General features: G+C 69.6%; 16 protein-coding genes. 4 read left to right on the top strand and 12 right to left on the bottom strand.

Annotated elements, in window-relative coordinates; genetic code table 11:
- Positions 1–119: 119 nt before the first annotated feature.
- The 9 genes from QFZ21_RS10870 to QFZ21_RS10830 all read right to left on the bottom strand — a co-directional run bounded on the left by QFZ21_RS10870 (position 120) and on the right by QFZ21_RS10830 (position 6,369).
- A complete protein-coding gene (locus tag QFZ21_RS10870) occupies positions 120–944 on the bottom strand; it encodes a ribonuclease H (protein ID WP_307377772.1) in 825 nt (274 codons plus the stop codon).
- A gap of 53 nt (positions 945–997) precedes the next feature.
- Positions 998–1,246, bottom strand: a complete 249-nt coding sequence (locus tag QFZ21_RS10865; RefSeq protein WP_307377770.1) for a hypothetical protein — start codon at positions 1,244–1,246, stop codon at positions 998–1,000.
- A 58-nt stretch (positions 1,247–1,304) separates the two neighbouring features.
- Positions 1,305–1,619 (bottom strand): protealysin inhibitor emfourin, encoded by a 315-nt coding sequence (locus tag QFZ21_RS10860; protein ID WP_307377767.1) that lies wholly within the window; start codon positions 1,617–1,619, stop codon positions 1,305–1,307.
- The gene (locus tag QFZ21_RS10855; RefSeq protein ID WP_307377764.1) at positions 1,594–2,664 is read right to left on the bottom strand and encodes a M4 family metallopeptidase; all 1,071 of its coding nucleotides are present in this window, start codon (positions 2,662–2,664) and stop codon (positions 1,594–1,596) included. The genes QFZ21_RS10860 and QFZ21_RS10855 overlap by 26 nt, the downstream gene beginning before the upstream one ends.
- A gap of 183 nt (positions 2,665–2,847) precedes the next feature.
- Entirely contained in the window at positions 2,848–3,291 is a 444-nt protein-coding gene (locus tag QFZ21_RS10850; protein ID WP_307377761.1) for a hypothetical protein, read from the bottom strand.
- A gap of 184 nt (positions 3,292–3,475) precedes the next feature.
- Entirely contained in the window at positions 3,476–3,820 is a 345-nt protein-coding gene (locus QFZ21_RS10845; protein WP_307381292.1) for a UBP-type zinc finger domain-containing protein, read from the bottom strand.
- Between the two features lie 13 nt (positions 3,821–3,833).
- Positions 3,834–5,489 carry a cyclic nucleotide-binding domain-containing thioredoxin-disulfide reductase gene (locus QFZ21_RS10840; RefSeq protein ID WP_307377760.1) on the bottom strand — a complete coding sequence of 552 codons (1,656 nt, stop codon included), beginning with the start codon at positions 5,487–5,489 and terminating at the stop codon, positions 3,834–3,836.
- A 209-nt stretch (positions 5,490–5,698) separates the two neighbouring features.
- Positions 5,699–6,091: a VOC family protein gene (locus QFZ21_RS10835; RefSeq protein ID WP_307377758.1), complete on the bottom strand. Its 393-nt coding sequence runs from the start codon at positions 6,089–6,091 to the stop codon at positions 5,699–5,701.
- Positions 6,088–6,369, bottom strand: coding sequence for a helix-turn-helix transcriptional regulator (locus QFZ21_RS10830; protein ID WP_307377756.1), 282 nt, complete (start codon positions 6,367–6,369; stop codon positions 6,088–6,090). Before QFZ21_RS10830 ends, QFZ21_RS10835 begins: the two co-directional genes overlap by 4 nt.
- Before the next feature lie 82 nt (positions 6,370–6,451).
- On the opposite strand from QFZ21_RS10830, the gene QFZ21_RS10825 reads away from it, so the two are divergent.
- From QFZ21_RS10825 to QFZ21_RS10815, 3 genes are all read left to right on the top strand, one after another.
- Positions 6,452–8,020: an SDR family NAD(P)-dependent oxidoreductase gene (locus QFZ21_RS10825; protein ID WP_307377754.1), complete on the top strand. Its 1,569-nt coding sequence runs from the start codon at positions 6,452–6,454 to the stop codon at positions 8,018–8,020.
- Positions 8,021–8,209: 189 nt separating this feature from the next.
- Positions 8,210–8,653: a GyrI-like domain-containing protein gene (locus QFZ21_RS10820; protein ID WP_307377749.1), complete on the top strand. Its 444-nt coding sequence runs from the start codon at positions 8,210–8,212 to the stop codon at positions 8,651–8,653.
- Positions 8,650–9,468 carry a GyrI-like domain-containing protein gene (locus QFZ21_RS10815; RefSeq protein WP_307377746.1) on the top strand — a complete coding sequence of 273 codons (819 nt, stop codon included), beginning with the start codon at positions 8,650–8,652 and terminating at the stop codon, positions 9,466–9,468. The genes QFZ21_RS10820 and QFZ21_RS10815 overlap by 4 nt, the downstream gene beginning before the upstream one ends.
- A gap of 39 nt (positions 9,469–9,507) precedes the next feature.
- Here QFZ21_RS10815 and QFZ21_RS10810 read toward each other — a convergent pair whose 3' ends face one another.
- Positions 9,508–9,846, bottom strand: coding sequence for a helix-turn-helix domain-containing protein (locus QFZ21_RS10810; protein WP_307377744.1), 339 nt, complete (start codon positions 9,844–9,846; stop codon positions 9,508–9,510).
- Positions 9,847–9,938: 92 nt separating this feature from the next.
- Between QFZ21_RS10810 and QFZ21_RS10805 the strand changes: the two genes are divergently transcribed.
- Positions 9,939–10,595: an FMN-dependent NADH-azoreductase gene (locus QFZ21_RS10805; protein ID WP_307377742.1), complete on the top strand. Its 657-nt coding sequence runs from the start codon at positions 9,939–9,941 to the stop codon at positions 10,593–10,595.
- Positions 10,596–10,736: 141 nt separating this feature from the next.
- On the opposite strand, the gene QFZ21_RS10800 is transcribed toward QFZ21_RS10805, so the two are convergent.
- Both QFZ21_RS10800 and QFZ21_RS10795 read right to left on the bottom strand, forming a co-directional pair.
- Positions 10,737–11,801, bottom strand: coding sequence for a HAMP domain-containing sensor histidine kinase (locus QFZ21_RS10800; RefSeq protein ID WP_307377740.1), 1,065 nt, complete (start codon positions 11,799–11,801; stop codon positions 10,737–10,739).
- A gap of 10 nt (positions 11,802–11,811) precedes the next feature.
- Positions 11,812–12,483 (bottom strand): response regulator transcription factor, encoded by a 672-nt coding sequence (locus tag QFZ21_RS10795; RefSeq protein WP_136041415.1) that lies wholly within the window; start codon positions 12,481–12,483, stop codon positions 11,812–11,814.
- Positions 12,484–12,563 lie beyond the last annotated feature (80 nt).

The raw sequence follows: 12,563 nt of genomic DNA, 5'->3' as shown, positions 1-12,563 counted from the left end.
CCGCTGAAGACGGAGGCGATCGCCACCCCCGACACAGCGGGGGCTGAGGTGAATGTATCCAAGCCCGGTGCCCGGGGAACACCCTTCGGATGGATGCGCGTGAATCTAATACCGGAATATCAGATCAGGCGGCGGAGCGCTTCCTCCAGCGAGATGCCCTGGGCTTCGGCCCGGTCGCGCAAGCGGGCGTGCTCATCGGGGGTCAGCGGGATGCGCAGCTCGATCGGGTCGCTCTCACGCGGGGCGTCGGAGGCGAAGGGCGCGTCGAGTCCGTCGAGCAGATCGGATGCTTCTGCCCACAGCTGTGCGGGCGGCGTTATGGGGGTGCTGGTCTGCCCTGATCCGGTCTGCCCTGATCCGGCGGGCGCGGATGCCGAGGCCCCGGATGTCGAGGTCCCGGATGCCGGGGTCCCGGCTCTCGAGGGCGAGGCGCCCGCTGCGACCGGTGCGGAGGCTGCGACGGCGGCCCCGCCGCCGGTCGCTCGCGTGAACCCCGGACCGCGGCGCGGCTCCTGCTTGTTCTTGTAGGCGGTCGCCGCCGCGTTGGCGCGCTCGTCGGCCGCCTCGTTCAGGTCATCGCCGGCGTGCCCCTTGACCCACGAGAACTGCACGTCGCGACCGCGCATCGCTTCGTCGATGCCCTCGAGCAGGTCGCGGTTGAGCACGGGGCCACCGTCGGACTTGCGCCACCCCTTGCGCTTCCAGCCCGGCATCCACTTCGTCACGGAGTCGATCACATAGCGGCTGTCGCACCAGATGTGCAGCTTCTCGTCGGTGCCGGCCGTCGCCCGGAGGAGCTCGAGCACTGCCTGCAGCTCACCCTGGTTGTTCGTGCCGTGCGGAGAGCCGCCTGCCGCCCAGTTGTCGTCGTCGATGTACCAGGCCCACCCGTTGGGGCCGGGGTTGCCCAGGGCGGAGCCGTCTGCGGCGGCGGTGATCGTCATCCCTCCACCGTAGCCGCGGCCGGCGGTGGAGCCGGACTACCGGTGCCCGCTCGTCAGGCGTCTGTCTCGTCCGTCTCGCTTTCGGGCTCGCGGTTCTCTACGGAGAATGCTGCGGGAGCGGGAGGTGCGACCGGGAAGACGATCGAGTTCACGTCGACACCGGCACCGAGACCCAGCCCGAGAGTCATCGGGTCGACCGCCGGCGCCTCGTCGAGCACATCGGTGCGGTCACGATCGAGGGGCTCGGACGGAAGCGTCCACTGATTCTCTTCTTCGTCCTTGCGCTGCTGGAACAATCCCATGGGTCCCAGTCTCTCCCGCCTTGCCCGGCGGGTGGCCGGATTCACACCGGATTGACAATCACTCCTCGCGGCGTGAGGCCGCGCGCACCGCATCGACGAGGGCCCGCCACGGCCCGTCGACCGCGGAGTCGCTCAGTTCGCGCTCGCGCTGCTCGGAGGGCGTGCGGGCGCGGATGCGCCAGACGAATCGGTCGGCGCCGGCCTCGGCATCCGTCTCCTGATCCCAGGGACAGCTGTCGATGAGGGTGATCCAGTCGTCGGCGTCGGGGGCCTCCGCCTCGACCCGCCACTGACGACGGATGCCGGCGATGCCACCCGTGCGCACCACCGCGATCACGACACGCAGGTCAGTCGGTGGAGGGGACTCGCTCATCCGCATAGACTCCCACGGCCGTCCACGCACGTCGAGCGGCAGCAGCCGTCTCATCGTCGACGGTCTCCGCGGCAGCCAGGGTGGCGTCGGCGAACTCGGTGAACGTCGCCGTGCTCGACAGGCCTCCGGTGAGGGTGCGATACCACACGGTGCCCGCGCGTTCCCAGGCGTTGCCGCCGAGGTCGATCGCGAACAGGGCGAACGCGCGGTTGGGGATGCCGGAGTTGATGTGCACTCCGCCGTTGTCTTCCGTCGTGCGCACGAAGTCGCTCATGTGCGCGGGCTGCGGATCTTTGCCGAGCTCGTCGTCGTCGTATGCCGTTCCCGGTTCGATCATCGACCGCAGCGCGCTGCCCTCGACGGCCTCGGTGAAGATCTCGGCGCCGATGAGCCAGCTCGCCTGATCGGCCGTCTGGCCCTTCGCGTACTGCTCGGTGAGGGCGCCGAACACGTCGGCGATCGATTCGTTGAGCGCACCGGGCTGGCCCTGGTACTCGAGGTTCGCGGTGTGCTGCACGACGCCGTGCGCGAGTTCGTGACCGATGACCGTGGTGGACCCGGTGAACCCGCGGAACACCTCGCCGTCGCCGTCTCCGAACACCATGCGCTCGCCGTCCCAGAAGGCGTTGTCGTAGTCGACGCCGTAGTGCACACTCGCGTCGAGCGGCGCTCCGGCGTCGTCGAGCGAGTTGCGGCCGAACGCGGTGAGAAGCATCTCGAACGTCGCGCCCAGTCCGTCGAACGCCTCGTTCACCGAGGTGTCGGCCACGGGCTCGTCGTCTTCGCTGCGCACCACGATGCCGGGGAGCTCCTGCGTGTTGCCGGCATCGCTGATCGTGCGGTTGGGAGCGTCGGAGAGCTGGGCCACCAGGTCGCCGTTCTCGTCGATGGACAGGTCGATGCGCGCGCGGAAGGGCGGCCGGCCTGCGGTGAGCGTCTGACGCGCGGCGGCGGCGGCCCGGGGGAAGCGGCCCGACTCGGCCAGGCGCGCGAGCAGGTAGGAGGGGACGACCCCGAGACGGTTTTCAGATGCTGTGCTGCTCATGATGCGACCCTACGCCGGGGTGCCGACGTCGGGCATCGGACGTTCGGCTACAGCCGCGGTGTCACGATCTGCGGACCGGTTCACGATCAGCGGATGCTTCGCGGGAAAGCTCCGCGAATCGTGACAAGGTCCGCAGATCGTGGCGGGTGTCGGGCGGGCGGGCGCGGGCGGGGCGCCGTGAGGTCAGTCGCTGTCGATGCCGAGCACGGTCGTGCGGATGCCGTCCGACTCGTACTGCACCGGCATCCCGGGGTGATCGACCGAGAACCAGAAGACGCCGTCGTCGGTGTCGTACCTCCGGCAGGTCAGGTCTCCGAGGGGTGTGGTCAGCGACACGGTCGACACGCTCGTCGTGCCGGCATCGAACGCGGCGTGACCTTGCAACTCGGTCCAGGTCACCCGGTGCGACACCACGGCCTTCGGGTCGGCGGCGGCCCAGCGGTCGAGGGTCGCGCCCTCGGCATCCGTCTCCCGGAATCGGTTGACGTGCTCGCCGAGCGGGCCGTCCGGACCCTCGAGCAGCAGCCGGATGACCCTGCCCGGCCCTGTGGCGTCGCGGATCTCGTCGGCGGTGAACGGCGTCGGCAGGAGCCCGGGGCCGAGCACGTGCGGATCTGTGGAGTCCATCCGGTCATTCTCCGCCTGTCAGGGTCCGCACGCGTGCACAACTCCTCCAGAACGAGCTAGGAGCCCCGGATTCGAGGCGGTTTTCACCGGTTCACGCACATTCTGGAGGAGTTGTTCACCGGCCCGGATCGCCGAGCGCCGGAGGCCGTGCATCCGTCGGGCGCGAGACAGGCCCGATGGCCCGTCAGTCGTGGATGAGCTCCTGCCAGTTCGCCGGCACGCGGCCGGCCGGACCGGGCACCGGCTGATCGGCGGGATGGCTCGTCGGCGCCGCCAGCTCCGGACCCTCGAACGTGGACTCGTCGACGAAGTCCCAGTACCAGTCCTCACCCGGCTCGAAGCTCTGGATGAGCCGGTGCCCGGTCTCCTTGAAGTGCGCGGTGGCGTGCTGCTCCGGTGAGGTGTCGCAGCATCCGACGTGTCCGCAGGCCGCGCAGCGCCGCAGATGCACCCAGAATCCGCCGTCGGCGTCGCATTCCACGCATCCGGTCCCGGACGGTGCGGCATTCGTGTCGATATCCGAACTCATCATCTCTCCCTCTCTAGAACGCCAGTGCGCGGTGGACGGATGCCACGGCACTCGACCCTTCACCGACCGCGGCCGCCACGCGCTTCATCGACCCGCGCCGCACGTCTCCGGCGGCGAACACCCGTGGCGCCGACGTCTCGAACGGCAACGGCTCGCGGCCGAGGCCCTGCCACTGTTCGAGGGTCTGGATGCCGACGTCGGTCCCGGTGCGGATGAATCCCTCGGCGTCGCGGTCGAGCGTCGGCAGCCAGGAGGTCGCCGGCGTCGCCCCGATGAAGCAGAACAGGCCGCGGGCGTCGACCTCGCCGACGGTGTCGATGCGCACCGACTCGAGTGTGCCGTTCCCGTCGAGGCCGACGACGTTGGATGCGGTGTGCACCTGCACGCGCGGGTCGTCGGCCAGCCGGTCGGCGAGGTAGCTCGACATGCGCGCGCCCAGGTCGTGGCCGCGTACGACGAGGTGCACCGGCGAGCCGTGGGACGAGAGGTACAGCGCGGCTTGACCGGCGGAGTTCGCGCCGCCGACCACGACGACCGGCTTGCCCTGCACCTGGCGCAGCTCGAGGGGTGTCGCGGCGTAGTAGACGCCTGACCGCTCGAAGTCCGTCCAGCGGTCGAGGTCGAGGCGGCGATACGCGGCTCCCGAGGTGACGATCACACTGCGCGCGCGGATCAGGCGACCGTCCGAGAGTGTGACATCGAGCAGGTCGGGCCCGACCCGGGTGAGCCCCGTCGCCTCGCACGGGGCGTAGACCCGCACGCCGAACTTCAGCGCCTGCAGGATCGCCTGGCCGATCAGATCGCCTCCGCTGACGCCGAACGGGAAGCCGAGGAAGTTCTCGATGCGCGAGGTGGCGGCGGCCTGGCCACCGGGCGCGACGGCATCCAGCAGCACGGTGCTCAGTCCCTCGGAGGCGCCGTAGATGGCGGCCGCGAGGCCGGCGGGACCGCCGCCGACCACGACGAGGTCGACGACCTCGTCGGCGTGCGCCTGGTAGCTGAGGCCGAGTCGCTCGGCGACGAGTCCGGGGGTCGCGTGCCGCAGCGGCTCGCCCTGGATATAAGCGACCGGAAGATCGTCGACGGTGATCTCGTGTGTGCCGAGCGAACTCAGGTCATCGGGCGCGACCGTCACGGCCTTGTGCACGAGGTCGAGACGCTCGGCGAAGCGGCGCAGTGCCAGGAAATCGCTGGACGACGAGGTCCCGACGAACTTCAGCGTCATGGCCGCGGGTCCCGTGCGCAGCGACTCCCGCCGGGCCCACAGCGCGTGCAGGATGAGGTCGCACAGCTCATCGTCCTCGTTCATGAGAGTGCGGAGAGCGGCGCGGGTCACGCGATGCACCCGTCCCGGCTTCGTCACGCGCGCGGTCAGGAACGCCCCCTGCCCGTTGAGCAGCCCGAGCTCGCCGGCGAACGTGCGCGGACCCATCGTCGTGATGACGATCTCGCCCATCCAGCGCAGCGCATCGCGGACGATCTCGACCTCGCCGGACTCGATGACGATCAGGTCGTAGCCCGAGTCGCCGGTGCGGAACACGTGGTCGCCGGCGGCGACGTCTTCGGGGGTGCCGGCCGCGACGAGCCGCGTCCACTGATCGTCGGTCAGCGTCGGCGACATGACCGGGTCCATCTCGACCTGTTCGACCTGCTCTTCGAATCCGCCCAATGCGTTCCTCTCGACGCTCGTCGCGTCCAAGGTAGCCGTTCTGGGGGCGGGTGATCCAGTGCTGCGCGGTGGGAGTTGCCGCGCCGGGCGGCGTGCACAATTCAGCCAGAATTCCGCGTCAGGCCCCTGGATCACGCCGAAACGTCGGTTTCGGTGCCGTTCTTGCTGAGTTGTGCACGGCCGAGGGGCGGCACCCGGACCTGCTCGGGTTACGCGGCCTTCACCTGGATCAGCTGGATGAGGTTGCCGCAGGTGTCATCGAGCACCGCCACGTGCGCCGAGCCGATGTCGGTCGGCGGCTGCGTGAAGACCACGCCGAGACCGGTCAGGCGTTCGTGTTCGGCGGCGAGGTCGTCGACCGCGAACTGGGCGAGCGGGATGCCGTCTTCGACCAGTGCATCGCGGTAGGGCTTCACCGCGGGGTGGCCCGCGGGCTCGAGCAGCAGCTCCGGGCCTCCCGGTGCCTCGGGCGACTTCACAGTGAGCCAGGAGTCCTCGCCGAGCGGGATGTCGAGGTGCTTCGTGAATCCGAGGACGTCAGTGTAGAAGGCGAGCGCCTTGCGCTGGTCGTCGACGAAGATGCTGGTCAGTTCGATTCTCATGGGGTGCTCCGGGTGGTCGGCCAGCGATCCGCGATGCGGGCGATGGGCTCGGGATGGAAGTAGTGGAACTTGGAACGACCGCGCCGTTCCGTGGAGATGAGTTCAGCGGATTCGAGCACCGCGAGGTGCTGCGAGACCGCCTGACGGGTCAGGGTGACGCCGTGCCGCATGGCCAGAGTGGTGCAGATCTCGAACAGCGTCTGCCCGTCGCGCGCCGACAGCTCGTCGAGGATGAGTCGCCGCGTCTCGTCATCGAGAGCGTGGAACACATCCGGCATACCGCCATGATATGCAAGTCACGGCTTGCATATCAAGAGCCGGCGCGCCGAATCCCCAGGACAGTCGCGTAAAATCGGGACAATGACCGATGCGCCTGGCCCCTTCGACGAGCTCAGGGACCCTGCCGAGGAGGTCACCGCGAGCGACGAACTCCGCGACGTGCTCGGCGCCGGCGTCGATCCCGACGATCTCGCGACGACCCTGCGTGTGCTGTCCCAGCTGCATGAGATCGACAACGAGCATCCGGATTTCGTGGCCGTGCGCCACGCCACCGCCGCGATGTTCAAAGCCGTCAAGCGCGTGCGCCGCAAGGAGATCCGCGATGCGATCGCCGAGGCCGACAAGGCCGTCGTCGCCCGCACCGCCACCGGCGCGCCCGACCGCATCGACGACGAGACCCGCGGCGCCGATCTCGCGACGAGCGTGGTGGATGCTCCGATCGCGGGCGAGCTGCTCAAGCCGCGCAACTGCTACATCTGCAAGCAGCCGTACACCGTGGTCGACGCGTTCTATCACCAGCTCTGCCCCGACTGCGCGCGCTTCAGCCACGGCAAGCGCAACGCCCGGACCGACCTCACCGGCAAGCGCGCGCTGCTCACCGGCGGCCGCGCGAAGATCGGCATGCACATCGCGCTGCGGCTGCTGCGCGATGGGGCGCACACGACCATCACGACGCGCTTCCCGCGCGATGCGGTGCGGCGCTTCTCGGCGCTGCCCGACTCAGGGGACTGGCTGCACCGGCTGCGGGTCGTCGGCATCGACCTGCGCGACCCGGCCCAGGTGATCGGCCTCGCCGACTCGGTGGCAGCGCAGGGCCCCCTCGACATCCTGATCAACAACGCCGCGCAGACCGTGCGGCGCTCGCCGGGTTCGTACTCGCTGCTGGCGGATGCCGAGCTCCAGCCCCTGCCTGACGGACCGCTGCCCGAGATGGAGACGTTCGGGCACACCGCGGATCCGCACCCGCAGGCGCTGCAGGCGTCGGTCGACGCGCATCCGCTCCTGTCGGTCGCGGCTCTCGGCGGCACGGTCGCGGAGCAGGGCGGTCAGGCGCTCACGGCCGAGGACCTCGCGCGCCTCGCCATGGCGCCCGGCTCATCGTCGCTGGAGAAGCACGCCGACGGCACCGCGATCGACGCGGGCGGACTCGTGCCCGACGTGAACCGCACCAACAGCTGGGTGCAGTCGATCGACCAGGTCGATCCGCTCGAGATGCTCGAGGTGCAGCTCGCGAACACGACCGCCCCGTTCCTGCTGATCAGTCGCCTCCGCGCGTCGATGGCGGCATCCGAATCCCACCGCAAGTACGTCGTGAACGTCTCGGCCATGGAGGGGCAGTTCTCCCGCCGGTACAAGGGCCCGGGGCATCCGCACACCAACATGGCGAAGGCCGCTCTGAACATGCTCACGCGCACCAGCGCCGGCGAGATGCTCGAGACCGACGGCATCCTGATGACGGCCGTCGACACCGGCTGGATCACTGACGAGCGCCCGCACTACACGAAGGTGCGTCTCGCCGAAGAGGGCTTCCACGCCCCGCTCGACCTGGTCGACGGCGCGGCGCGCGTGTACGACCCGATCGTGCGCGGCGAGGCCGGCGAAGACATCCACGGTGTGTTCCTGAAGGACTACGAGCCCAGTCCCTGGTGAGGTGCTTCCGCTGAGCGAGCGGGTCCCTCTTCGTGTGCAGATGTCGGCCGACACGCCAGATGTCGGACCGGTTCGGCGGTTTCGTCCGACATCTGGCGTGTCGCCCGACTGGGGTGCCGTCGGGGAAACGGCGAATGCCGCATCGCGACAGCGCAAGAATCGTCAAGCGGTCCTCGGCAGGCTGGAGCCATGCGAACCACACAGGAAGCGTTCACCGTCGTCGGACTGCCGCTGCGCAGCAATAACCGGGAGGCGGCGACGACCATCCCGCTGCACTGGGAAGCCTTCCAGCGGGCTGGCGTCGCGGGGCGACTGCGCGCCGACGGCGACCTGTATGCCGTCTACGCCGAGCATGAGCACGCCGGTATCGACAACCTCGGCGACTACACGCTGGTCATCGGGTATCGCGTGGATGATCCGGCGACGATCCCGGCCGACCTCACGGCAGTCGTCGTGCCGGCATCCGCGCGCGAGATCGTGTCGCTCGAACCCGGCCGTCCCGATCTCGTCGGCGCCGCCTGGCAGGAGATCTGGTCCCGGAGCGATCTCGACCTGAGCTACCTCGCCGACTTCGAGCGATACGCTGCCGACGGCACCATCGAGATCTCGCTCGGACTACGCTCTGCTTCGTGAAGGCCGCTCAGTATCAACAGCAGCTCGATGCCGTGACAGCGTACATCTACGACCATCTCGACGACGATCTCGACCTCGACATCCTCGCCGGAGTCGCGCGCTTCTCTGCTTTCCACTGGCACCGGCTCTATCGCGCGGCGCGAGGGGAATCCGCCGCGCAGACCGTGCACCGACTGCGCCTGGAGCGGGCGGCGGCACTCCTCGTGGAGACGGACCTGCCGATCTCGCGCATCGCCCGACGGTCGGGGTTCTCGGGCACGGAGACGTTCACCCGTGCCCTGACCCGTGCCTACGGGATGCCTCCGAGAAGATTCCGCGAGAGCGGTGCGCACGTGCAATTCCACCGGCAGAGCGACGAGGCGCTGTCGGGGCACCCCGTGGAGATCCGCGTTCTGCCGGCGACCACGCTGGCGATGTCCGACCACCGCGGCGCCTACATCGACATCGGCAGGGCGTTCGCTCGCGTCCGGGATCGGATGGGTCCGGTCGGACGGATGATCGCGATCTACGAAGACGATGCGGATGCCACGCCCGCCGGTGCGCTCCGCTCCTCGGCGGGCGTGGTCATCCACGCGGATGCCGTGGTGCCGGAGCCCCTGCACGCACGGACGATCCCCGCCGGACGGCACGCGGTGCTGCGCTACGTCGGACCGTACTCGTCGATGCACCGCGCGTACCGGTGGCTCTACGGAGTCTGGCTGCCGTCGTCCGGGGAGGAACCGCGCGACCATCCTGTGTTCGAGGAGTACCTCACGGATCCGGCCGACACGGCGCCGACGGCATCCGTGACGGAGATCATCCTGCCGCTCGTCTGACCCGACGCGGCGGCTGTGTGGCCTGAGCTCGTCGAGGGTTCAGACTCCGCGGCGCTCCAGGTTCGCTGAGGCCCAGGTGCCGAGCTGATCGAGAATCGGCAGCAGTCCTTCGCCGCTCGCAGTCAGCGCGTACGACACGGTGACGGGCGGGCCGGCATCGACCGTGCGGGCGACGAGTCCGGTCTCGGCGAGTTCCGCCAGCCGGTCGGAGAGCACGGTGTCGCTGATGCCGACCACGGCGCGACGCAGACCGACGAAGGTCGAGGGAGCCCCGCCGAGCGAGGCGATGATCATGCCGTTCCAGCGCTTGCCGAGCACGCTGAAGGCGAGCGTGACGGCGGCATCGCACACATGCAGCTCTTCCTCGACCTCGGGCATGCCCCCATCCTACCGTGCTACGTTAACCAGTGCCGCTAAGAAAAACCTAGCGACTACGAAAATTGAATGACCTGAAACCGAGAGGCTCACGCATGTCCCTGTTCCGCCTGGATGCCAGCATCCTTCCCGCGTCGTCCGCCAGCCGCGCACTCGCCGACCTCGTCGAGGCCGAGTGGACGGCGTCCCACCCCGATTCGACCGTGACCCGCCGCGACCTCGCCGCCGACCCCGTGCCCGCCACAGCCTGGGCGGATGCCGTCACCGGCGGATTCGTCGACCCGTCCCAGCGCACTCCGGCGCAGAACGACGCCCGGGCGCTGGCGACCTCGTTCGCCGACGAGCTGATCGGCGCCGACGCGCTGCTGTTCGCCGTGCCGCTGTACAACTACGGCGTCTCGCAGCACTTCAAGACCTGGTTCGACCTCGCCTACACCGACTCGCGCATCGACCCGTCGGGCACCGCGCTCCGTGGCAAGCCCGCGACCCTCGTCACCGTGCTCGGCGGCAACTACGCGCCCGGCACCCCGAAGGACGGCTGGGACCACTCGACCGGCTGGCTCCGCCGCGTGCTGGCAGACGTCTGGGGCCTCGACCTGCGCGTCGTGCAGCGCCCATTCACCCTCGTGGGCGTGAACCCGGCGCTCGACGCCTTCGCCGACGCCGCCCAGGAACTCAAGGAAGCCGCAGAGACGGATGCCGTGGCCTACGGCCGCGAGGTCGCCGCGCTGCGGGGTTCGCAGGTCGCCTGACCCGGGCTCTCCGGCCTCGACTTCTGCGGCCGATCACAACTTCTGCGGCCCGGATCGGGGGATTCGGGCCGCAGAACTTCGGGATGGCCGCGGAACTTGGTGGGGTGGCGTGCGCCGGATCGACGGATGCCGGGGCCGGCCTCAGCCCAGTGGCGCGGGATACGGATGCGGCAGCCACACCGTCACGATCAAACCGCCCTCCGCGCGCGGGGTGAGCACGAGGGTGCCGCCGTGCGCTTGTGTGATCCGCTCGGCGATCGCGAGCCCGAGACCGAGTCCGGCGTGATCCTCGCTGCGGGTGCGCTCGGCGCCACGCTGGAACGGCTCGGTGAAGGTCACGACGCGGTGAGCGGGGATGACGGCACCGGTGTTCTCGACCACGAGCGCGACGGCGTCGGGGAGGGCATGCGTGCGCACGGACACCGCGCCGCCCGTCGGCCGGTTGTGCACGATCGCGTTGAGCACGAGGTTGGTGACCAGCTGCTGCAGCAGCGTCGATGACCCGAGCACGGGGGCGGCGACGCCGCCCACCTCGACGGCGATGCCGCGTCGGTCGGCGACGGGGAGCAGCGCCTCCACGGCCTCTTCGGCGAGCAGCGAGAGGTCGACGATGTCGCGCGTGAACGATCGGCGGTCCGCGCGGCTGAGCATCAGCAGCGCCTCGGTCAGCTCGATGGCGCGGGTGTTCACGACCTCGAGCCGGGCGATCAGGGCGTCGACGTCGCGGTCGGGGTCGGTGCGGGCGACCTCGAGCATCGCCTGCGAGATCGCCAGCGGCGTGCGCAGCTCGTGCGAGGCGTTCGCCGCGAACCGCTGCTGCTCGGCCACATGCGCCTCGAGCTGTTCGAGCATGGAGTCGAAGACGTCGGCGAGGTCGCGGAACTCATCCCGCGGTCCCTCCAGCGCGACCCGGTGCGACAGCGATCCCTGCGCGGCGAGCTGTGCCGCGCGACTGATCCGGTCGAGGGGCGCCAGCATCCGTCCGGCGAGGATCCACCCGCCCGCCAGCCCCAGGACGAACAGCACGATCATCACGATCACGGCGGCCGGGACGAAGGCCCTGGTCAGATCGGATCGGTTGGGGAAGAACTCGACGGTGTCGGGCACGTACCGCAGCAGGTAGACCGCCACGGCCGCGAGCAGCAGCACCCCCGACACGACCACGATGCCCGCGTAGCTCAGGGTGAGTTTGAGTCGGGCGCTCATGCCGCGGCGCCTAAGCATCGGCATCCGTCCCGATCCGGTACCCGACGCCGGGCACGGTGAGGATCAGCCACGGCTCGCCCAGCCGCTTGCGCAGCGACGACACGGTGATGCGCACCGCGTTCGTGAAGGGGTCGGCGTTCTCGTCCCACGCGCGTTCGAGCAGCTCTTCGGCGCTGACCACCCCGCCCTCCGCATCGACCAGCACCTCCAGCACCGCGAACTGCTTGCGGGTGAGCGCGACGTAGCGGTCGTCGCGGTAGACCTCGCGGCGGAACGGATCGAGGCGAAGCCCGGCGACCTCGAGCACCGGAGGGCGCGACCGCTGCCGCCGGCGGTCCAGCGCACGCAGCCGCAGTACGAGCTCGCGCAGCTCGAACGGCTTGGTGAGGTAGTCGTCGGCGCCGATCTCGAACCCCGACGCCTTGTCATCGAGGCGATCGGCGGCTGTGAGCATGAGGATCGGGATGCCGCTGCCGGAGGCCACGATCCACCGGGCGATGTCGTCGCCGGAGGGACCGGGCACGTCGCGGTCGAGCACCGCGAGGTCGTAGGAGTTGATGCTCAACAGTTCGAGCGCGGTGTCGCCGTCGCCCGCGATGTCGGCGGCGATCGCCTCCAGACGCAACCCGTCGCGGACCGCCTCGGCCAGGTAGGGCTCGTCCTCGACGATCAGCACACGCATGGCTCAGCTCTCATGTGCTCCGATCCTACGCACCCGCGCATATCGGGAGCATATGGAAAAGCGCATACGCCCCGGCAACC

The sequence above is a fragment of the Microbacterium sp. W4I20 genome, from assembly GCF_030816505.1.
Lineage (GTDB): Bacteria > Actinomycetota > Actinomycetes > Actinomycetales > Microbacteriaceae > Microbacterium.
The sequence above is the reverse complement of the archived record's forward strand: the minus strand, read 5'-3'. Positions and strand labels throughout refer to the sequence as shown.